Raw genomic sequence first — 22,432 nt, forward strand, 5'->3', positions numbered from 1 at the left:
AGGAGGCAAAGCAACAACATATGAATACGTTAAAACAACAGTGGTTTGGCAACATTCGCGGAGATGTGCTGGCTGGCATTACGGTAGCGCTGGCGCTTATTCCGGAAGCCATTGCGTTCTCGATCATTGCAGGAGTTGATCCCATGGTCGGGTTATATGCATCTATTACGATTGCCATCGTCATTTCCATTGCGGGTGGCAGACCGGGCATGATCTCGGCAGCTACAGGAGCAATGGCGGTACTGATGGTAGGGCTCGTCAAGGATCATGGGGTGGAATATCTCTTCGCAGCGACGATTTTGACGGGTGTCATTCAGTTTATTTTAGGCATATTTAAAGTAGGGAGATTCATCACGTTTGTGCCTCATTCGGTCTTGACCGGATTTGTGAATGCCCTTGCGATTCTGATTTTTATGGCGCAGCTGACGCATTTTACCGGAGCAAACTGGATGATGTATGCGATGGTGGCGGGTACGCTGGCGATTATCTATATTTTGCCGCGTTTTTTCAAGGCCGTTCCGGCTCCGCTTATTGCCATTATTATTATGACGATAATTACGGTTGTTTTTCATCTCGATGTAAAAACGGTAGGTCAGATGGGCAATCTGACAAGCACACTGCCGATGTTCCATCTTCCGAATATTGCGTGGACATGGGATACCCTGATGATACTGCTGCCGTATTCGTTTACGATGGCACTGGTCGGATTGCTGGAGTCGCTGCTGACCGCAACTATTGTGGATGAGATGACGGAGACGAAGAGCAGCAAAAATCGTGAGGTCCGCGGTCAAGGCATTGCGAATTTTGTGAATGGGCTGTTTGGCGGCATGGGCGGCTGTGCGATGATCGGCCAGTCGGTCATTAATGTGAAGTCGGGTGGACGCGGAAGGCTGTCGACATTTACAGCTGGTGCGTTTCTCGCCATTCTACTGCTCCTGCTCAGCGGTGTGGTGAAGCAAGTGCCGATGGGAGCGCTCGTTGGTGTTATGTTTATGGTGTGTATTGGTACATTCGATTGGAGCTCAGTTAAAAATATTGCCCGTGTACCTCGTGCGGAAGCGATCGTCATGGTCGTTACGGTAGCGATCGTTGTATACACGCATGATCTCTCCCTCGGGGTGCTGGTGGGTGTGGTGCTCAGTGTGCTGCATTTTGGCTGGAAGCAGACCAAAATTCGTGTACAGGCCGCAGATGAGCAGGGTCAGAAGGTATACCGTGTACATGGGCCTTTCTTCTTCGGTTCCTCGTCCCATTTTGTGGATGAATTTAATGCAGAGACAGACCCCCAGGAGATCACGATAGATTTTGGCGGTTCACATATCTGGGATAACACGGCGGTTGTGGCGATCGGTAAAGTGAAATTCAAATACGCCAAGCTCGGCAAAACCGTGCATTTGCGTGGCCTGAACGAAGAAAGCTCTCTCCTGCTGGAGCGCAGCGGCTTTGCCGTTTCGGGTGCAGGTGCTGAAGGGCACGGCGCGTAAGCAATCTCTTGTGCAGGCTAGGTTGACTCAGTAGCAGGTTTTGGCAGGCACAAGGTTGGCAGATGTAACAGGCCACATTGTGTTATAGTGGTTCCTTTTCCGGGTTTGGACCCGGTAGGGAGCCGTTTTTTGTAGGCCGCGAGCGCTAACGCTCCGGAGAAGTCTTATTTGGGCAAATTCAAGCATGTTAATTTTCTAACGATTCACAGAGACGCTATTTAGCTCATTTTGCTGATATCGAGGCCATTTTTTCATATTTTTAGCGAAATAAGACTTCTGGAAATCGTTAGATTGTGGATTATGCCAAAGTGGGGCAAATAAGGTTTGTGGGGATCGTTAGAGCTTTTTCCTGCTGGTTCAATACTTCATTAGCTACCCCTCCAGGTTCACGACTCCCGCCTTGATATTGTAGATAACGTAAAAATGATTCCATCTTTGCAGGGTCACAATCGCTTGCTGACCGTCTTTGGTGAAAAAATAACCGGAGCCCTCCTGCTGTTCATATGCCCAGCCCTCACGTGCCATACGTGACTTCAATCGCTCTTGAGGGTCATTTTCATCTTTGGTCAGATAACGTTCCATCCCCTCCTTGGGATGTTCAATGCGGATCATGGAAGGGCCGCTGGTTTCCAAACGTATGATTTGCTTTACATTGCTGTAACCGACGTTGTTCAGGGTGGATAGTAAACTGAGAGCGAGCAGCAGCAAGAATATACCGAGCAGTCCCCACATCAACCGTTTGCGTAAACTGTTTTTCTGCTTCTGCATAACAATATTCCTCCTGTTGCATTCTATATCTAAAGGATTTTACACAGTTCACTTCAATGACCAGAATAACCTTTCAATCACTGTAATCACTGTTATCCCCGGAGTTTTCCTATTTCCTTTTCTAAAGGGGGAATCCGTAATAAAAGGCGTAGCTTATTTTTTCGATACATCTTTCTCAGCAGATAGCTGTTAGCTCCAATTTTTCAGCTTTTTCTCTCTTCTCCGTTAACGTGTAAATAAAATGGTTCAGCTTATTATAGCCATAACGGTGACTTGCGCTGACAAAACTGGTTGAGACGCGTATGCTGACTGACCTGTACATTAAAATCAACGCAATTTTACCGGTCTAAGTTACCTCAGAGAACAAAGTAAGTGTTAATCCGTTTTATGGATAACTGTATGACCATCATCCAAGCTGCTGCTAGGCAGCAAGTGCCTTTACAGGAGGCAGTCAGCAAAATGCATCAGCCTGCAAAGATAATCTTTTTTCTACTGCAAGCGATGCCTTACACTCCTGTTGACCGTCTCTCTATCCATCCAAAGGTCTGCTTCCGCTGCTGTCCATGGTACGAATTGATTACATCTGACGGATTGAACTTTATTGTAAAAATGGCCGGAGCAGGTGAGCTCCTTTGCTACAAGTTGGTGCAGTGGCTCGGTTTCCCTTTTGTTTTGCTGGATGAACGTGTAAACTACAGGGTATGGAGAAGAAGAGCAACGGATGGATTGCTTTTTAAAAATTCATTTCATAAGCAGCGTTGAATTCAGGAAAACTAATTTGAACGTGGGTATACCTTCCGAAACAGATACAGATGTGACTAGCATGACAATATCCGGCGTAGGAAATAAAATGCAGGCTCGTATTCGGAAATCAGCCGCGGAATAGACGAATTCAAGTTAATACGAGGATGCCTTGCGCATCATGTCTCAGGTCACTGAGTTTTTCTATGAAATGAACTTATCTAAATGAACATACAGAGGTGTAACGATTGACAAACTTTGAACAACTAGGCATTCGCCCGGAATGGTGCGAGGTATTGAGGCATCAGGGAATTGCCGTGCCGACTCCGGTACAGGAACGCTCGATTCCGGTACTGCTGGGCGGACGTGATATTATTGCCGAGGCACAGACGGGCACAGGGAAAACGCTCGCTTTTTTGCTGCCGATCATTCAGAAAATTAACGTATCCGACCGCTCCCCGCAGGCGCTGATCATTGCTCCAACGCGTGAGCTGGCTCTGCAGATTACGGAAGAAGCGAAGAAGCTGACAGCGAACGATGACAAGATTCATGTGCTTGCCGTATATGGTGGACAGGATGTGGAGAAGCAGCTGCGCAAGCTGAATAACGGAACTCAGATCGTTGTAGGAACACCGGGCCGTCTGCTGGATCATCTGCGCCGCGGAACGCTGAAGCTGGATAATGTGAGAAAACTGGTGCTGGATGAAGCGGATCAGATGCTGCACATGGGCTTCCTGGACGATGTGGAGACAATTCTTCGTGAACTGCCGCATAAACGTCAAACGATGCTGTTCTCGGCAACGATGCCGAAGGGCATTCGTGTGCTGGCGAAAAACTATATGAAAGACCCGGAGGACGTGAAGGTTTCCTCCAAGTCAGTGATCCCGATCCATCAGATTCGCCAGCAGGTGCTGGAATGCACGGATCGCGGCAAGTTTGCTGCGCTTTGCGGCATGATTGATACGTATCGCCCGTATTTGGCGATTATTTTCTGCCGGACGAAGCGCCGGGCATCGAAGCTGAACGAGGATTTGCGTGAAGCAGGCTATGACAGCGATGAGCTTCATGGTGACTTGTCTCAAGCGAAGCGTGAAAATGTCATGAAGAAGTTTCGTGATGCGAAGCTGCAAGTGCTTGTTGCTACAGATGTTGCGGCACGTGGACTGGACGTGGAAGGGATTACCCACGTATTCAACTATGACATCCCGCATGATGCGGAAAGTTATATCCACCGGATCGGTCGTACGGGCCGTGCGGGCGGTACAGGTCTTGCGGTGACATTTGCGACCCAGCATGACAGACCGGAGCTTGCCCGAATTGAGGAAGGCACGAATCAGAAGCTGAACCGTATCCAGTGGACCAGTGAAGGTCCAGTTGCTTCTACGGGGGCTACACGTCGCTCTATTCATAGCGAAGGCGATGAGGAGCGTGGCGGCCGCTCTGCCGGGACAGGCAGTGCTCGTCGCGGCTCTGGCCGGAACGACCGCAGAGACGGTGGTCGCAGCGGTAGGGGTTCTCGCGGCGGAGCAGGAGGCCGCAGCGGTGGGCGTAGTGGCGGCCGCAGCGGCGAAGAGCGCAGCACGGGCCGCGGTTCGGCGCGCAGCAGCGACAGCAGCCGCGGCACGGGCCAAGGCGGCCGCGGTGATGCAAGCCGCGGCGAAGAGCGCAGCAGCAGCGGCTGGGCTGGACGCAGCGCCGACAAGCGCACCGCTGGGCGCGGCGGCGCTGGCACTGGCCGCCCGGACTCCGCGGGACGCGGTCCGGGCAGGGGCGACCGCCGCGATTCTCGTCGCGGGCGGTAACTTCTTGGGCGCAAGCGGCAGCAGCCGCACATTGCGCCAGCGAGCTTAGCCATGCCACCGCATTAGCGGATGCGGCGTGGCACATACCGAGAGCGTTCGTGTACAAAATGTACCGAACGCTCGGACCAAGGGTCGCGACGGAGCCACGTCGCGGCCCTTTTTTACAACAAACACACATGCACTTATTTACACAGGTAAATACTGCTCCAGCTCACAACCATCGCAACCTTTACCAGCTGTGCTATATACCCGCCACCACTGCATTTAAAACCTGGATTCCCCGCCCTATTTTGAGCCTCGACCTTAACTGCCACCACATAATTACTGGCTTCTAGCCATTCGTCCAGACAACACCTCAGATATCTTTCTATCTCGCCGTCACATAATTACTGTAAAGTCATCTCGCCCTCTCCTCAGCCGCCCTACAGCACCCCAGTCATCCTTCTTCCTCACCCGTAATCGCATGATCACCACGAAATTAGCCCACACATCTCGCGCCGTAGTTTTTGTATTCTATCAGATGTACGAGTAACTAACGTATAACGAATCAACACAACACCACCGAACCTTCATTACATCGCACGGCACACACTATCTCCATACACCGCCGACCTACAGTTTTATCTTACTCCCAAGCAAGCCTCCGAGCGCTAACGATTCCCAGAAGTCTTATTTAGGCATTTTTGGGGGATAGAAATTTTTAACGATTCGTAGGAACGCTATTTGGCGAATATTGGGCAGAAGGAGGGTGTAATGAGGTCATTTTGGAGAAATAAGGTTACTGAGAATCGTTAGAATTTTCAGGAGGCCCATTTGGCGCAAATAAGGTGTCCTGGAATCGTTAGCGTATGCAGAGAAACTAAATCCCGAGCGCTTTTCTACCCAACTTCCTCCCCAAGCCTAGTAATTCAGTGTGCCCTTCCCCCGACGTCAACTCCAAGCCTAGCAATTCAGTCCCCTTCCCCCAACTTCCTCCCAAGCCTAGCAATTCAGTGCGCTCCTCCACCCAACGTCCTCTCCGAGGCCTGACAATCCTGTGCGATCCTCCATCCAGCGGCCTTCCCGTGCTTCCCAATTCTCAAGGGATTCCACCATCTTGCGTATCTCGCAAGTTCCGCTTTTTCTCCATCCCGGTCAGGCGTTTCCCCGTAACTGTTTAATCGTTACTGATCACAACGATCATGCGGCAATCGGCCCTTTTTCACTAAAATAGCTCATTCTCAGGTCTAGGTAACAAAACACCTCATCCTAGACCTAAGGACGGGGTGTTTTCTGCTTGGAACTTATATGATTAAGGATGGAACAATCGCAAGGATGCAGGGATACGGAGTGATAGGCTCGTCTATATATAGGGAGTAACTTTGCATTATTTCACTTGTTTGATCTGATACGCTTCCGTTTACATCCCTAGTGTGCTGCCATTTAGCCAGCCTCGGCTGTGCTCATCAAATCTGAACATCGGCATACGAATCCCGGTACTTCTCGTTATACACTCGGCCCACGGACTCGGCGAGACCTCCCCGTGCTTTGGCTGGATAACGCTCGATGGTGTGATAGAGCCGCATAAATCGGTCTTTCGGCATAAAGCGAGCGTAACGGGTAATCAGGCTGGGAAACAGTTCAATATATTTGCTTTTGCGTACGGCAGCTGCGGCAACGGCGGTCAGAATCTGTATGCCATTATGCAGCTGTAAAATGTGAACCTCATACGTCGCGATATAACGAATCGCGTCTTCACGAACCAGCTCCGGCTTCAGCCTTGCAACTTCGCCGATATATTCGGCAAGCAACCGCTCGAAGTTCTGGAGCAGAAGGGGCCGGAGCTGAAGATCCATGTCGCTGCGCAGAACAAACGATTGCAGCAGCGCCACCTGCTGCAGCCGAATCCGGTCATTGTTGACCAGCGAGCCGATCTCGCGCAGCATCTCGTAGGCGAGCACCTCGTCCTCTTTGCGGGCTTCAGCAACCAAAGCCCAGTTGCGGTTGATGCCCTGCCGCACGCCTTCTTCGTCCAGCTGCAGCATACGTTTCATCTGACGCAGCTTTTCAATCGGGAAGGCACGCTGCTGCAAGAAGATCAGGCCGCCGAGCAGCAGCAACGTCACTGTAGCAGCAATCATGGACTGGTCCAGCGTCTCACCGAAATAAACGGCAGCTGTGCCGATGAGCATAACCAGCAAAACATCACGCACCATGCGGCGTTTAACCCGGGAGCCTGCTTTCTCTTGTATGGTAACAAGTGTTTTGCGCCCGCAGGAGGTGCAGTGATCTTCCCATAGGCAAGTATACTGCCCGCAGCGCTTGCATACGTGCAACTTTTCGAAGGCATATGTCGTTCGGTTAAATGGCCGGATAGAAACCACTTTTTTCGTGCTCATGCTCCATCACGCCCGCCATTCAGAATGTTGTACAGGGTGCGGTCCGTATCTTCACGGGAAACCGGCTTCCGGCGATGCAGCTGGAATGTGATCATCCGGATAACGACAAAAAGAAACAATATGGCGAGGCATACGTATGTAACCATAATCCGTCCCTTTCCAAGGCTTGAGTTGAGAAACCAAGCGCTGTTATATTGCAGTTTGGTGGCAATAACTATATCATATTTCCATAGTTGGAATATTAGTTCCAACAAAAGACCTAGAATCGTCGATTTTTGTCAAACATTACAAAACTGTAACTCAGAATAGGGGTGCTTTTCAGATTTTATTAGAAGACTGTTAAGATTTCTTTAAGGCTTGACGCCTATAATAAACTATTCCCATTTTAATCTCAAACGTAAAGGAGTACACCCCATGCTGCGGACACGCAAAATACGCTGGCTCAGCGGAACTCTGGTTCTGCTGGCATTACTGACCTTGCTGCTGCCTTCGGCCCTGCTTCCCCAAGCGGAAGCAGCTCAGACGCAGACAAGTGGAATTGACGCTGTGCTTGTTGCCGATGTCAGTAACTCCATGAATACAAGTGATCGCGACAAGATCAGTAACGAAGCGATGAAAATGTTTATAGATATGCTGCCAACCGTTGGCGATAAAGTAGGCATTGTAGCTTACACCGATCAGGTGGAGCGGGAAAAGGCAATGCTGGAGATTCAGTCGGATGCAGACAAAAGCAATCTGAAGGACTTCATCGACCAGCTCGGCCGAGGGCCATACACCGATATTTCAGTAGGCGTTGCGGAGGCCATGAACATCTTGAACCATGGCGCTGACCCGTCTCATTCACCGATGATTGTGCTGCTGGCCGATGGCAACAACGATTTTAACAAAAGCAAAGGGCGCACACAGGCTCAGTCCGATGCTGATCTGGCAAAAGCCGTCAAGGATGCGCAGGCCAAAGGCATTCCTGTCTACACGATTGGCTTGAACGCGGACGGCAAGCTGAACAAAAATGCACTTGCAGACCTTGCCAAGCAAACAGGAGGTAAGTCATTCATTACCGATACACCGGATGATCTGCCGCAGATTTTAAGTGAAATTTTTGCCGATCATGCCAAGCTCAATGTGGTGAAGCTGCCCTCTGTAACCGCAAACGGCAGTTATCAGGAAGTTACCGTGAACGTACCAAACGACAGCGTGTTGGAAGCCAATATTTCCATCATGTCCTCGAAGCCGGTACAGGTGCAGTTAACCGATCCTTCCGGCAAGAGCATTAATCTGAATTCCAAAGAAGCCAAGCTGTCGACGTCCAAAAGCTATTCTCTTGTGAAGCTGCTGAAACCGCAGGAGGGCGACTGGAAGCTTCGGGTTAAAGGGGCTCCGAAAGACAGCATTGATATCAACCTGCTGTTTAACTACGATCTTCAGCTCGTTGCGGACCCAATTAAGACCAAGTCCTATACGAAAGGCGACAAGATCGATCTGACCGCGAGACTGGAAAACGGCGGACAGCCGCTTCAGGATAATGACCTGTATGCGGATATGAAGGCGACGCTGGTTGTCCAGGACAAGGACACAGGCAAGACCGAGCAGCAGCCGCTCAAAAACACAGGCTCAGGTTTTACTGGCACATTTGAGGTGCCTGACAATCATAACTATGAATTGATTATTCGTGCGGAGGAAGATAGCTTCTACCGTGAAAGTGCACCGATCATCGTTAACGCTGGTGGAGCGGGCGGAAGTCAGGCACAGCCGACAACGCCAGCGACTGCCAATGACAAGCCGTTCCCTTGGATGCCTGTCATTCTGGGCGTGATCGCATTGATCGTGGTGGCGGTAGGAGGCTGGTTCCTGATGGGCTGGCTGAAACGCAAAAACCGCGGTTTTGTAGGTCAGATCATCGTTGAGGTCCGGGATGAGAACACAGGGGACAAGTCTTATCCGCAATACAAGAAGCTGGCATCCTTCCGGGGCAAGTTCCACCTGCATCAATTGCTGCAGCTTGACCCTGAGCTGAAGGAAACCGAGAAATATATTTTCACACCTGGCAATGGGGACCGATTGATGATCCGCAATGCCGCAGGAGGTACGCTGGAGAAATCCGGGCGTGCAGTAGATGCAAGCTCAGGCGTTGAACTGAAGAACGGTGATCGGCTGAGCATCCCGCTGCAACAGGCGGATAAAACGATTTTGATCGAGTATTTGGTGTAACATGTTGGAGCTCAGTGAATGAGAGCTTTAAAAGACAGAATAAAATTTACACGTTAACGGAGAGGACAGAAAAAATCTGGAGAAGCGAAGCGTTCGCCTTTATCACCGGATATCAACCTTGAAAAACATATTCAAAGATATCTGGGGATAACAGCGATCGTAAGATTATTCTGTTATCGGAGTGGCAAGTGTAAATGAGATTTTTAGTCTTTTTAATTGAAATACAGGGAGGATATTGAATGAAACCGATTGTTAGAGAACATATTCAACAACTGGATGTATCACTGGGCGGAGGTATTGTCAGTGAGAAAATCAGAGTCGATACGATTGATAACCCGATTCTGATTATCGGTCTGGGTGGAACGGGGATTGACGCGCTGCTGCGTCTGAAATACCAGATTAACCGCCGTTTCAAGCTGCCGCAGGACCCGGTGTCCAAGAAAAAGATGGAGAAGCCTGACAACGTTGAATTTCTGGCGTTCGAGACAAACGAGCAGGATCGGGCGAAGAAATACAGAGGCATCGGACTTGATCCGATCAACGAATTTGTACTGCTGTCCAATGCCGAGATTGGCGGGCTTTTGCAGAATCGCAGTGTGCTGGAGCCGTATATCACGGACTGGCTGTCCCCTGAGCTAAGCATTACAGATGGCATGAACGGAGCGGCAGGGGTGCGTCAGGCAGGACGTTTGCTGCTGTTTACAAAGATCAATCAAGTCGTGCAGGCCATTGATAAAAAAATCAAGACCCTGTCCGTTGGCACGAACAAAAAACTGATGGTATTCCTGCTCACCGGTCTATCCGGGGGTACAGGCAGCGGCTGCTTCCTCGATATTTCCTATATCGTGCGCGGCATCATCGAGCGGGATCACGGTTCGGCCGGTATTGACCGTGTCAATACGCTCGGTTACTTGTTCACGCCAGACGTAAACCTGTCCAACAAAAGCCTGAGCGAGCACACACGCGAGTATATTCGCAAGAACGGATATGCTGCGCTCAAAGAGCTGGATTACTGGATGAACGTGGACAGTCGCGGTGAGCGGTTTACACAGAAGTACGGCAATATTTTGACTGTAAACTCGCCGCTGCCGCCATTTAACCTGTGTCACCTGATTTCGGCAACGAATACAGAGGGCAAACTGCTGGAGAACGCCTACGACTACTGCATGAACGTTACTGCGGAGAATATCACCAACTTTATCTCCAGCGAAGAGAAGCAGTCAGGCGAGGAATTTGCCATCCATGATTATATCAGCAACATTCGAACTAACATCGCACAGATGAACAAGGTGTACCCGGCCAACTATGATTACAACATCATCGGTGCTTCGTCCGCTGTACTGCCGATTGAAGAGATGACCACGTATCTGGCGTACCGGATGTTTGACAAAATGAGCACCATGTTCTCCAAAGCGCCGAATCAGGAGGATACCGAGAAGTTCGCCCGCAAGCTGGGCATCGATCTCGAAAGTGTGGTCAAAGCGTTTGAATCCCGCGTACCTGAGCCGCTGCCGGGTTACCAGAACAGCGAACGCCTGTCCTATGGCAACGTTGTGAAATCCCAGGTCGTCAACATGGACACAGAGCTGGAGCAGAACTTCCTGGCACGTGCCCGTGAGGAATACATCAAGGCAAAGAAACAGCTGCCAGGCGAGATTGCGGGTCAATTCACAGAGCAGATTCGGCGTATGTTTTTGCATCCTGAACAGGGGCCATTCTATGTATCTCGTTTGATTTATACGGAAAAAGGCTTCTGTGTACTGAAAATGATTCAGTCGTACATCGAAACGCTGCGCGAGAATGCCTTCCGTATTCCACGGGATATTGAAGCGGCTCAGGAGCAGTCCGAAGAGAAGCTGGGTGATGCGAAGAGTGCTTTTGTCTCCAAAGAGAAGAAAAAGAATGCTTATATAGAAGCTAAAATTCACGAGTACTGGCTGCATGCCGATGTGGAACGCAATGACCAAATGATTGAATTCTATGAAGACCTGTATGAACTGCTGAACCAGGAAAATAGCCGCATTTATAACGTATTTACCGAGACGCTGAATGCACTCAGCTCGATCTTTGCCAAGAACGGTGATCTGTTAACACGCGGCGAAGAGCAGACGGATCATAAAGGCAATAAGACATATTACTGGAACGTGGTAAGTGTGCCGGATATTGTGAGCGTCGTGGATGGGCTGCTGGACAAGCGCGATACGGACGATCTGATCCGCGACTTCTCGCGTGAGCTGCTGGAGAATTCGAGCCAGTGGGTGAAGGAAAACGAGATTGATATCGTCAGCTCGATCTCCGACTTCCTGAGTGAGAAGTTTGGCGACCTGATAACCCGCTCGATGGAGGATTTCCTGGTGATCAAATACGGGAAAGACGAGTCCGTCGAAAAATTCGTGGAGCGTTTTATCGCAGGCAAGCTGGATGACGAGGCCGTACCGGTATTTAACCTGAGCAACAGCACAGGCAGTCTGCACTTCCCTTCCTGGGGATTTGTGTCTGTGCCAGCACAGGCTCCGGGCATTCTGAAAGGCATTCGCAACTACCAGAACAATGCCGTGGGCAAATCCCACTTTACCGTGAAGGAGAGCGAAGTGCGGAACCGGATTTTCTGGCTGAACACCCGGAACGGGGTGCCGCTCTTTGTATATACACCGCTCAAGGTTTATGAAGAGAGCTATGAACGCACGATTTTGGACAAAGAGGGCATTGGACGCCATCTGGTGCAAACGGAGAAAAATAACTGGACCTATCTGCCGTCTCCAATTCCGGAGAAATCCTGGGGGGATGTCTACGAGAATGCACGCGTGAAGCAGTATAACGCAAGGGTTCGCAGTGAATTCGAGCAGGCGCTCGGATATCAGATCGTCATCGCTAAGTCGGTGGATGAAAATACGAGCAACCGCTATGCGATCGTAACGACAGAACCGTTTGACTTGTCCGCCAAGCTGGCTGTATACGACATGCGTCTCACATCAAACACACCAAACCTTGGTGAGGTGAAGCGGGCCGTCATTGAACTGAAGCGTCTGCAATCCGAAGGTTTGCCGCGCGTGGATGTAAAAGATATTTTCGGAAGCATTAATGAAGATATGGCCAAAGAAAACCTGGTACGCTCTCCGCAGCTGATCGTGCGGGTACGTGAGGAACTGGCGAAGATGAACGCAATTACCGCCAAAGTGGCTGAGCTGGAAGGCATTCTGGCACAATACCAGGACGAAGAGCAGTGGTATGACCGCTTCATCGAAGCCTTGTATACAGACACGATTGTTAAAAAGGGTGCGCTGTACGTCTACGACCGTGATGCAGAGGAGGACGCATGGGAGCCGTTTGCCAACTTGATGAAGAGCCGCAACTATGCGGAATATGAAGTGTTTGGCAACTTCCGCGCGTTATCCGAGAAGGATCGCAGCACACTGCTGCGAAAAGCTTCCCGCCGGGATAACGAGCTGACCGCTTCCGAGGATATTACACCGCTGCTGAGCAAGCTGGATGATCTGGCTGCGCTGTATATGGAATCCCGTGATCGTCTGGAATATGAGCGGGTTGAACTGGCGAACGGGGAAGACATCTATCAGTTCTACAGAACGATGTCGTCGAAGCTGAACGATATTCGCAGAAGACTGAAATAAGGTGGCTGATCGTATGAATGATCGATCCAATGCGGGAGCCGCAAATTACAGATCTTCGGCGCCCGGGACAGATGCTGGCAAGTACACCGCGATGAGCTTGAAGCGAGAGCTGAAGCAGTATGCGGCCCGGTATGCGGCTGAACAAGAACGCCAGGGCAGCCTGGGGGATGGACGCAGCAGCATCCATTATCCCGCCCTGTTCCTGTTTGTCGGTGATCTGGTCGCACCTGCGGTGTCTGCCGTAAGGCAGATTAATCGCTTGAAGTGGGATAACGAGGATGGCGTCGTTTACGTGCACATCGGCACGGAGCAGGAAAAAGAAAGCGGGGAGCAATCTCGCAAGGAAGGACGAGCGTCGGCTGAGCCCCATATGCATGCTTCATATGAAGAAATGACAGGTGGCAGTTCTGCTGTACCGAATGATGATCAGGTGACATACCATCACCTGCCGCTCTCGTCCTATCAGGCACAGCGGCCTTCCAAGACGCTGCGCAAGGACGTACACCGCAGCTTTCATGAGTCGGCGGAGGCATTCTTTGGACTAAATCGCACAATGCGGCGGGTAAGCAATCGTATTGCTGAATACGGACGTCTTTATTCATCCTTCGACCGGATTTATGTGACGGTAATCACCCGGGCAGATGATCCGCTGAATGTACTGCTTCCGGAAATCACCAAGCTGACCGAGACGATTCTGGCACAGTCCTTCAAATCGGTGCAGACCGATCTGCATGTACTGGTCAGCGAGATGGAGCAGGTGGAGTCTTTCGGATATGCGAGCGCAGCAGGGCTTGCCTTTCTGCGTGAACTGGACTACATGCAGTCGCTGGACTATACGTTCAGCGGCAGCCTGCTGGTGACAGAGGACGGAATTTCGATTCCGGTCACACATGCCGCGGCGCCTCTGTATGATCTTGTGTATGTGTTGTCCGACAAAAACGAACGCGGCACCGGTGTTCCCGGCGGATGGATCGAAAATGCGGAGATCATCTGCCGCATCTGTCTGCTGAAGAATCGCAAGCAGGATGAGGGGCATGAAGCTCGGGCAGCGATCGGCAGCACAGGAGCAAACACCTACAACAATACATCGTTCAAAAATAATATCCGCACCACCTCCGATCAGCACGGGTATGCAAGTGCAGGCTTTGCCGAGATCAGGCGGCCGAACAAGCCGATTGCACTCACCGTGTTATATCATCTGTACCGCTATCTGCTCGGCCGAATGCAGCAGGAGCCGGACTGGAGCATGAAGGAGAAGCTGGCCTTTTTCGGGCTGGATGCGGCTTCGGTGGAGCGTAAAGTGGAAGGTCTGCTGCCAGGGGATGATCTGATCGGCGGCATGAGCGGAATTATGACGCATAATCGCAGCTTTGCAGAACTCAAGCCGCTCTCCTTGCGAGAAGCGGAGCGGGCACTATATGGAGAGGGAGCGGAGGCCTACTTCCGTGATAACGTTGTTCGTCCGGTGCAGGAGCGTGTTCGTGAGCGCAGTTCCAGCGGGTCGCTGCGTCGTCAGGCCGAGCAGTCTCATATGGAGCGACCTGAGGCGGGTTACTTTCAATGGGCTGCATGGAGCGGCGGTGAGCCAGGCAGTGTGCGTGAGGCGCTGCTGGCCCTGATTCGGGACAAGGCAATGCAGCTCGAATCGGCACGTGCGCTGCTGGAGCAGCGGCAGCAGGAGCGGGTAGAGGATCAGCCGATCAAGCGAGCGTTTTTTCGTGATAAACAGAACGTACGCAATCTGATCGATTGTTTGCTGGAGCGTGTATACGTACCCAAGGTTTATTTGTTACGGCTGGAACATGAGCTGCATCTGCTTCGTATCTACGATTCGGAGATGGAAGAGCTGCACCGCTTCAGCCTTGAGGTTACGGTCTCGCTTGAAGCGTTGGAGCGTACACTGCGCGCAGCAGCAGAAGAGAGCATTGCTGCTGCCGATGAGTACATCGGTCAGAACGTAATGGAGTATTACGGCAAAGTGACGGAAGAACTGATCGCAGACCTGGAGGCCAGACGGGGACGGGATGTATGGTTCGAGGAAAGATATATGGGAGATATGAACCAGCTCGCCGCCATCGGCAGTGACCGATTGCTGCAGCGTCTTATGGATGTTTGCCGTGCACTGCTGCTCTCTGCCGAGCCGCTGCGGCTGCCATTTGAGGAGGAGCTGCTGCAGCGGGCCAATGTGACGATTACTTATCGGGATCGGGATGTACTGACTCGGGATGATCTGTTCCGCAGATTGTACCGCACATTGGAAGAGCAGGCTGTAGTTCGCATCAGAGTGTTTGACTATACGCAGGAGCATCGCTATGAAGAAAAGTACTTTTTTGGCGATCATCACAGTGCCTTCATGGATTACGCGGCACATGCCGAGGAGACCTCACGAATCTACAAGCTGGGTGTCGTATATGAGGAACGCAGCAGCGGTGTAGAGAAGCTGAATCTGATGGGTGGATTCCATCTGGAGGATCTGATGGTCTACCGCAATGGCAAAGTGTATTACGATTCGTATACCGAAAACGGCTATGAGCTTCACCCTGCGGAGCTTTTGGAGAAGCTGTCTCCGCTTCGATAAGGGTTAACCAAGTCAGCCTGCTTCTGGCAGGTTCTAAGAAAGGATGCATGCAGACATGCAGCGAAAAATCAATCTTCTCCTGGTCCTGTTCAGCCTGATTGGCGGAGCAGTGGGTTTTGCGGCAGGAGAAATTATGCTGCGTCAGTGGCTCGGGGAGATGCCGCGCCTGCTGCTGATGGGATTATATTTTGGCGTAGTGGCGCTTAGTGTTGGACTGTTCTGCTTGCTGGCAGAGATGATCTCGCCGCGTCTGAACGGCGCTTCGTGGAAGCTCAGATATTTGGGCCTGTCCTGGAAGCTGCTTGTCCCTGCAACACTGGCGCTGCTGCTGGTCGTTGGACTCGGCTTGCAGCTGCTGTATCAGATCAATCCGGGCGGGGCGAAGCAGGTTAAAGATATCATTCTGATGATCGACAACTCAGGCAGCATGAGCGAAACGGACCCGAATAACGGGCGGTTTGAAGCGGCGAAGCGTTTAATCAATCAGATGGAAAGTGACAAACAGGTGGCGGTCATTACGTTCCATGATCAGCCGCAAGTGCTGCAGCCCTTCATTGCAGTAGATAGCGAAGCCGCCAAAAATGAAGTGAATAGCAAGATCGACAGCATTGTGACCACATCGGGTGGAACCAATTTTGACACGGTGCTCAGAGAAGGCATGGAACTGATCAAGGGAAAACAGGACCCGAAACGAGGTACCGTGGTTATTCTGTTATCCGATGGATTCAGTGATGCAGATATCTCGGACATTTTGCCGCAGTATGTACAGGAACAGGTTGCCATCCATACGGTAGGTTTGAGCCTGGTAGACCCTTCGGGTACGGATTTGCTCAAGAGCATTGCTCAGCAAACCGGCGGCATGTACTATGATGTGCCGAATACAGGCGGCCTCAATGTCGCGTTCCAGCAAATTTACGATACGATTGATGAGCGTACGCTGGTGACTGAACGTACGGGCGCGATGGAACATAGCGTATATCTGGCGATCTTCCGTATTGCCGCCTTGCTGTTGATCGGTGTGGCTCTCGGCGTGTCATTAGGACTTGTGTTTGATAACCGTCATCTTGCGCTCAGTTTTGGTGTGGGCGGTGCCGTATCGGGACTGCTGGCTGGACTTTTGCTGGAGTGGGGGCTGGACGGCTCCAACGTGGGGGACGCTTTTGTCCGTTTGGGGGCAATGCTGATTCTGTCAGGGGTGCTTACCCTGTTCTCCTGGATTGTTCCGATTAAAGAAAACACACCACGTAAAAGCCGGGGACGCCGGGAGGCCGGAAGCGGAACTTCTTCTGCGGAAGGCTTCGGTCAACGACCAAGAGACACACGCAGCAAAGGATTTTAACATCGGGGAGGTCAATGAAATATGCAGTTTATGAATGCAGATGCTGATCCCTTGGCTCCCCGGATCCGCAAGCTGACACTTGCGGTGGACGATGGACGCTGCACGCTTCGCTGGCTGTGGCCGGAACAGCTGGAGGCGGTATATGTGGAACGTGTGGAGCTTAACCAAATGAACGATGATCGAGAGAGTGAAGATCACAGCAACGAGAGTTCATATAGGGGGCATCAGTCGTTGTCCTCACACGCACAAGGCAAGCTGAAGCTGTATACGAGAGAGGAATACAAGGCCAACAACGGGTATACGGATCGAATCACCGGTTTTGGTGCAATTCAATATACCGTGTATGCGTGTCTGATGCAGGAGGACGGACCTGTGCTGATTCGTCAGCAGGATGAGGAGAATCAGGGGATTGCAAGTGCAGGCAAGGCGGATATCCGCTTTGCCATTCGTTATAAGAGCGGTTTTTTTCAGAAACGCAAGACCGTATTCATGACCATAACAGCCGAAGTACCTGTGCCTAAGGAAGCGCTCTGTTATGTTCGCAAGCAGGGAGGGGTTCCACTGAGCAAGGAGGATGGGACGGTATATCCGTTTGTGAGTGATTTTGCGCCAGGGAAAAATGAAATGCCGCCCGTTGAAGTCGCCAAGGACGACTATGTGAGGTTATTCTTCACGGACGGCCCTAAATACGGAGCCGCCTATCGGCTGATATCCGATTGAACACACAGGACGATCGTATTACACAGATATGGGGAGGGGAGTGGCTATGAGTTTTTTTAGCCGGTTTTTGAAGAGACAGCAGCCGGAGGAGCGTCCGTTGTTCTACGACATCGTATGTCCGTACTGCTTCAGCAAATTTTCACCGGAAGAGGTGGTGTTCCGTGCGGCACATCATCGTGACGATGACGAGGACTACGCTCTTGGGGAAGATGCCAAGCTGAACCGATACCGGGAGCGCTTTGGGCTGGATACGGTGTTTGATATGGAAGCCGTGTTGTCGCCTTATGACGTGCCTGAGGAGCACCGAATCTATTCGGATAACATCGTGATGGGGCTTAATGATCGTTACGGTGTAGTCACACGCCGCCGCTTGTGCCCGCACTGTCATAATGAGCTGCCTGTAACGGCGGGCAAGGCCCCGAGCAATATCATTTCCATTATCGGGGCATCACAGGTGGGCAAATCGGTCTATATGACATCCTTGATTCATACGCTCCAGCATTACACAGCCGATCATTTTGATGCTGCGTGTATGCCGCTGAATGCCGAGATCAGCCGCCGCTTCCGTGCCGATTACGAAGAGCCGCTGTTCGAGCGCGGTGATCTGCTGGACTCCACGCAGAAGGAAAAGCTGCAGGAGCCGTTTATTTTCCAGTTTGTGTTCAAGGACGAGGATAAAGCGCCGCTGACGCTGGTGTTTTTTGACGTGGCAGGTGAAGGTATGGTGGAGCAGGACTATCTGGGCTTGCACGGACAGCATATCAAAAACTCGGCAGGCATTCTGTTTATGGTGGACCCGCTTCAGATTCGTTCCATTCGGGACAAAATTCGGATTAATCTCGGCAATGAGCCGGGAGAGTGGACGCCCAAATACGATGAGCCGCGCGATGTGGTGCTTACGTTGTTCGGTGACTTTATCGCTTATCAGGACAAGGCCAAGACCAATATCCCGACAGCTGTTGTGCTCACCAAAAGTGACATGCTGCACTCCCTCAAGGATGAGGAAGGGGATTACATCAAATCGAACAGTAACGTGTTCCGCAACATGGTGCATCGCGAGTGGTTTGACCTGACCGAGTTCGAAAATATTGACGGGGAGATTCGCCGTTTTATCGAGAAGGTGGATCGTCCTTTTAAAGGCACGATGGATGTGTACTTCAAGGACACCGCATATTTCGCTGTATCTGCACTGGGCAGCAATCCGGTGGATATGAAAATTCAAGGTGTGGTCAGCCCGATCAGGGTAGACGAGCCCTTTCTATGGCTGCTGTACAAGCTGAAATACATTGAGGGGAGAGTGGGATGATGCGTTCTTCCAGCACTCCGCCCATTGAACAGCAGATGTACACGAGAGAGCGGCGCGGGGTATTCCGTACAACAGAGGGGTTCGATACGGTGGCGGCATCGCCCGGGCTGGACCCTTCTTTTATCAAAAAAGTGCTTCATCCCTACTGCGTCTATGATGCTCCTGCAGAGCTGACAGGCCGGGGTGAGAAGGACGATAGCAAGTTTCCGGCTTCCATGCATATGCTGCATCTGGAGAGCGGCGAGACGATTCTGGGGCAAAATGTGTATCAGGCTGCGGACTTTACCGGGCTGCGCAGCGCCTTCTTCGCTCATAACTACGTTTTATCTCCGGCAAGCATGGAAGAGTATATGAAGCGTGTGGACTGGCTGGATACGATGTTTGCCACCTCCTATGATATAGAGCAGGGAACAGAGCTTCCAGCGCTCAGCAAGCTGCCTGTGACAGCAGGAAAATCGGTGCCAGCTGGAGACAGCGAAGAAAGATTCGGACCGAACACAGCACCCATTCAGATTCTGAGCGCCTTGAAGATTGATGAGACGATGTTCAAGCGTATGCTTTATGCTGTGATGCAGTCTGTCGCTGCACGCCGCAAGGTCTACATCGCGCTTGATGTGGCTGCGGAGGAAGTGGCGGCAGCCGCCAAGGCGCTGCTGCGTCTGCTGTACAGAGTTTTGCCCTATGCGTTCCGCCGGCTGCTTGGCTTCATGACCTTTGCCAAAGAGCCACAGGCCAAAAAGGGTATTCATGTTCAGTTTGTGGAGCGCGGCACACTGCGTCCCAAGGATCGGAACACGGAGAAGGATTTCACCTTTGATCTTGTCTCTGGACGTGTCACACATGCGGATGCTTCGGTAGCGAAGCTGCCATATGCTGAATTCGCATGGTTTCTGATGCAAGATCAGGCAAGGGCAGCATCATTCTACGAATTTGCCGATGAGATGCTCGCAGGCATGGAGCCTGGACGCGACCTTTCTATCGAGGCTTACGGGGAGTTATCCGTGTTCTACAGCCTGGATCAAGGCGTGGAAGATTTGTATCTGAATAACAAAAGCGAGGTCCTCAGCGGCTTGCTGACGTATCTGAAGCCGGAAGGTGCACAGCAGCAGCGTTCACGTCTGAACGAGCTGTTTCTGACCTTGCTCAGCCGGGAGCTGGACAGCGTACGGAGGGAAAATGTACCCGAGGAAGCGGTTGCCTCCCGCATCGGAGAGTATTTCCGGGTTGCTGCACCTGTGGTGAAGATCCGGATTGTGGATTATTTTATCTACGCGGTGAACAATGCGCGTGCGCAGAAGCGGATGCGTGCTGTTCAGGAACTGTATGCCATTCTGGATCGTGATGTACAGCTCCATCAAGCCTTCTTTGATAAGGTGCTGACCAATGCCTCGTTAACCAAGCTGCTGTTCGAACCGTATCTGGATCATCAACTGAAACAAACGGAGACCGCCGCTGGTATCATTGAGCTGGTTCAGCGGTGGGTTACAGCTCATCCGTCTGTCATCCAGTCGGCCCTGTTACTTGAACGTTCCTGTACCGAGCTGCGAGAAAGGCTGTGCTCTGCACCTGATCCGGTTCAATCTGCCAATAAAGCCCTGCAGCGGGTCAGTGTACTGGACCGGATTACCGGGAATCACGCACTGGAGCAAGAGATTACAGGATATATCGGGCAGTCAGAGGTTACGGCTGGTCCGGGTCAGCAGCCTGCGCATTCATTAGACCAACCAACTGCAATAGCCTCTGGCAAACAACCCGTATATCAGGAGGCATTAACCAAGCTGGCGGACAAGCTTGCTTATGTGATTAACCTCTTTATGATTGAGGACCTGGATCTGGAACGGGTGAATCGTGACCAGCTGCTTCAGATTGATATTCTCCAGCACGGAGATGAGGTGAGAGATTGGGCTGCACGTCAGGGCTCTGATGTTGCGGCAAGAACCAATATGATGCTGGCCGCCAGAGCCTGGCTCAGCGGGGATGGCAAGGCTGAAGAAAGCATGGAGTCCCTTTCTCTCGCCGAGCGTGATGAGCTTCAGCGCTGGACTCGCCGCTGGTTGGCTGCGGAGCTGCAGAGCCATGCAGGACCCGCAGCGTATGAGGCGCTACCCATGGCATTCTACCGCGGGGGAAGTGGAAGCAATCGGCTGGATTATTCGGGTTTGATCGAATTTGTACGCAGTCATACTGGTCAAGCTGAAGTGCTGTATAACTTCTTTGAATGGTCCGGCTCGCAGCGGATGTTTGTTCGTGCTTCCAATGCACATAAAGGGTATGCAGATGCAATCATCAACTACTTCAAGTCCCATGACCGGGAAGCGTTTCGTTCCAAGTCAGCATTCAGGCCGTATTATGCCAAGGCAGGAAAAGCCATGAAGCCTATCTATGATCGGGCAAAAGCAGAGCTTGCCTCCCCGCTCATGCGTATGCTGACTGGGCGGAAGAAAAAACGCTTGCTTGGACTGCTGCTAATTCTCATTGCAGGCATTGCAGGTGGATCGTATGCCTTGATGAGCAATAAGGCTGAACCTCAGGCGCAGCCCCCGGCCGAGCAGCAACCTGCGGTTCCGGCTAATCCTGAAGAGCAGCTACCAGACTATATAGCTTACATTGTTGCAGCCACCAAGCAGGAGGGAACAGAATCCCCGGCCCAATTGGTTATCCGTTTTCGAAGTGAGACGGGGGGGATTCCTTTTGAACGCGGTAAACTGCAGCTGCTCATGGATGATCAGAGTATGAAGGAACTCGACGTTACGGATCAGTGGCAAAGCTTGAACGCTGCTGGGAAGCCGGAGACAACGAATGATCCCGCATCGTCCTCGGACAGCTCGGCGAGCAGCAGCAGTGAATCCGGGTCAGGCACAAGTGAAGGCGCTGCAGGCGCGGATACTGCTGATTCCACAACTAGCGGAACAGACGGAATGCAGCAGCCAGGCGATGCTTCAACACAGCAGTCGGATTCAACCGTATCCGGTCAATCTGAGGCCGATCAGGGGAAGGGTGAAGGCAGCAGTGATGCAGAAGCAGGCAAGCAGGGAGAAACCGATAACAAGGGTTCGTCTGAGGGTCAGACTGCTGGAGGCATCACAGGTAGCTCCAAACCACTGACTGCGGCAGAAGCGGAGCGTTTGTATCCTTATGGCATGCAGATCGCATTGCCGGAAACTGTTCAGCCCGAGCATGTCGTGAGCATTCAGCATGAGGCACAGGGCTCGAAGATCGTAATCGATTTGATGCCGGAGCCGAGCTGAATTCATACCTAGAGGTGATCCTGAAGCGCAGGTTTCAGGGTCATCTTTTTTTAATAAAACACAACCTGCGGAGAATCAATCCAAATGATCATGGTTTGTTCACAATATAGACATAAAATAATTGATTCAAATTAAGGACAGCTTCACGAAGTGAAAAAAAGCACGGAATCATTGAGAAATACTCTCATATAATAAGTGGCATGTCGCCTTGCAGAACACTGAATTAGGACA

Annotated in this window: 13 protein-coding genes; 10 read left to right on the top strand and 3 right to left on the bottom strand. The window is 51.5% G+C overall.

The annotated features are described in order from the left end of the window. Positions 1–20: 20 nt before the first annotated feature. The gene (locus HNR77_RS04710) at positions 21–1,484 is read left to right on the top strand and encodes a SulP family inorganic anion transporter (RefSeq protein ID WP_184181207.1); all 1,464 of its coding nucleotides are present in this window, start codon (positions 21–23) and stop codon (positions 1,482–1,484) included. A gap of 372 nt (positions 1,485–1,856) precedes the next feature. On the opposite strand, the gene HNR77_RS04715 is transcribed toward HNR77_RS04710, so the two are convergent. Beyond that, complete coding sequence (locus tag HNR77_RS04715) at positions 1,857–2,252, bottom strand: hypothetical protein (RefSeq protein WP_184181208.1); 396 nt, start codon at positions 2,250–2,252, stop codon at positions 1,857–1,859. A gap of 399 nt (positions 2,253–2,651) precedes the next feature. On the opposite strand from HNR77_RS04715, the gene HNR77_RS04720 reads away from it, so the two are divergent. Further along, on the top strand, positions 2,652–3,014 hold the full coding sequence (locus HNR77_RS04720; protein ID WP_184181210.1) for a hypothetical protein: 363 nt from the start codon (positions 2,652–2,654) through the stop codon (positions 3,012–3,014). A gap of 227 nt (positions 3,015–3,241) precedes the next feature. Then, positions 3,242–4,795, top strand: coding sequence for a DEAD/DEAH box helicase (locus tag HNR77_RS04725; RefSeq protein ID WP_184181212.1), 1,554 nt, complete (start codon positions 3,242–3,244; stop codon positions 4,793–4,795). A 1,445-nt stretch (positions 4,796–6,240) separates the two neighbouring features. On the opposite strand, the gene HNR77_RS04730 is transcribed toward HNR77_RS04725, so the two are convergent. Both HNR77_RS04730 and HNR77_RS29915 read right to left on the bottom strand, forming a co-directional pair. Further along, the gene (locus HNR77_RS04730) at positions 6,241–7,173 is read right to left on the bottom strand and encodes a hypothetical protein (protein WP_184181214.1); all 933 of its coding nucleotides are present in this window, start codon (positions 7,171–7,173) and stop codon (positions 6,241–6,243) included. Continuing rightward, on the bottom strand, positions 7,170–7,319 hold the full coding sequence (locus tag HNR77_RS29915) for a hypothetical protein (protein ID WP_216515037.1): 150 nt from the start codon (positions 7,317–7,319) through the stop codon (positions 7,170–7,172). Before HNR77_RS29915 ends, HNR77_RS04730 begins: the two co-directional genes overlap by 4 nt. 268 nt (positions 7,320–7,587) lie before the next feature. Here HNR77_RS29915 and HNR77_RS04735 point away from each other — a divergent pair, with 268 nt between their 5' ends. The 7 genes from HNR77_RS04735 to HNR77_RS04765 all read left to right on the top strand — a co-directional run bounded on the left by HNR77_RS04735 (position 7,588) and on the right by HNR77_RS04765 (position 22,201). Beyond that, complete coding sequence (locus HNR77_RS04735; RefSeq protein WP_184181216.1) at positions 7,588–9,381, top strand: vWA domain-containing protein; 1,794 nt, start codon at positions 7,588–7,590, stop codon at positions 9,379–9,381. Between the two features lie 239 nt (positions 9,382–9,620). Further along, the gene (locus tag HNR77_RS04740) at positions 9,621–13,010 is read left to right on the top strand and encodes a tubulin-like doman-containing protein (RefSeq protein ID WP_184181218.1); all 3,390 of its coding nucleotides are present in this window, start codon (positions 9,621–9,623) and stop codon (positions 13,008–13,010) included. Between the two features lie 91 nt (positions 13,011–13,101). Further along, positions 13,102–15,588 carry a transcription initiation factor TFIID gene (locus HNR77_RS04745; RefSeq protein ID WP_260410308.1) on the top strand — a complete coding sequence of 829 codons (2,487 nt, stop codon included), beginning with the start codon at positions 13,102–13,104 and terminating at the stop codon, positions 15,586–15,588. 55 nt (positions 15,589–15,643) lie between these two features. Then, positions 15,644–16,927, top strand: a complete 1,284-nt coding sequence (locus HNR77_RS04750) for a vWA domain-containing protein (protein WP_184181221.1) — start codon at positions 15,644–15,646, stop codon at positions 16,925–16,927. A gap of 21 nt (positions 16,928–16,948) precedes the next feature. Next, positions 16,949–17,647 (top strand): beta-mannanase, encoded by a 699-nt coding sequence (locus HNR77_RS04755; RefSeq protein ID WP_184181223.1) that lies wholly within the window; start codon positions 16,949–16,951, stop codon positions 17,645–17,647. A gap of 46 nt (positions 17,648–17,693) precedes the next feature. Beyond that, positions 17,694–18,953: a TRAFAC clade GTPase domain-containing protein gene (locus tag HNR77_RS04760; RefSeq protein ID WP_184181225.1), complete on the top strand. Its 1,260-nt coding sequence runs from the start codon at positions 17,694–17,696 to the stop codon at positions 18,951–18,953. Next, a complete protein-coding gene (locus tag HNR77_RS04765; protein ID WP_184181227.1) occupies positions 18,953–22,201 on the top strand; it encodes a GAP1-N2 domain-containing protein in 3,249 nt (1,082 codons plus the stop codon). Before HNR77_RS04760 ends, HNR77_RS04765 begins: the two co-directional genes overlap by 1 nt. Positions 22,202–22,432: the final 231 nt, after the last annotated feature.

The organism is Paenibacillus sp. JGP012 (genome assembly GCF_014203995.1).
In the GTDB taxonomy this organism is placed as follows: Bacteria; Bacillota; Bacilli; order Paenibacillales; family Paenibacillaceae; genus Paenibacillus; species Paenibacillus silvae.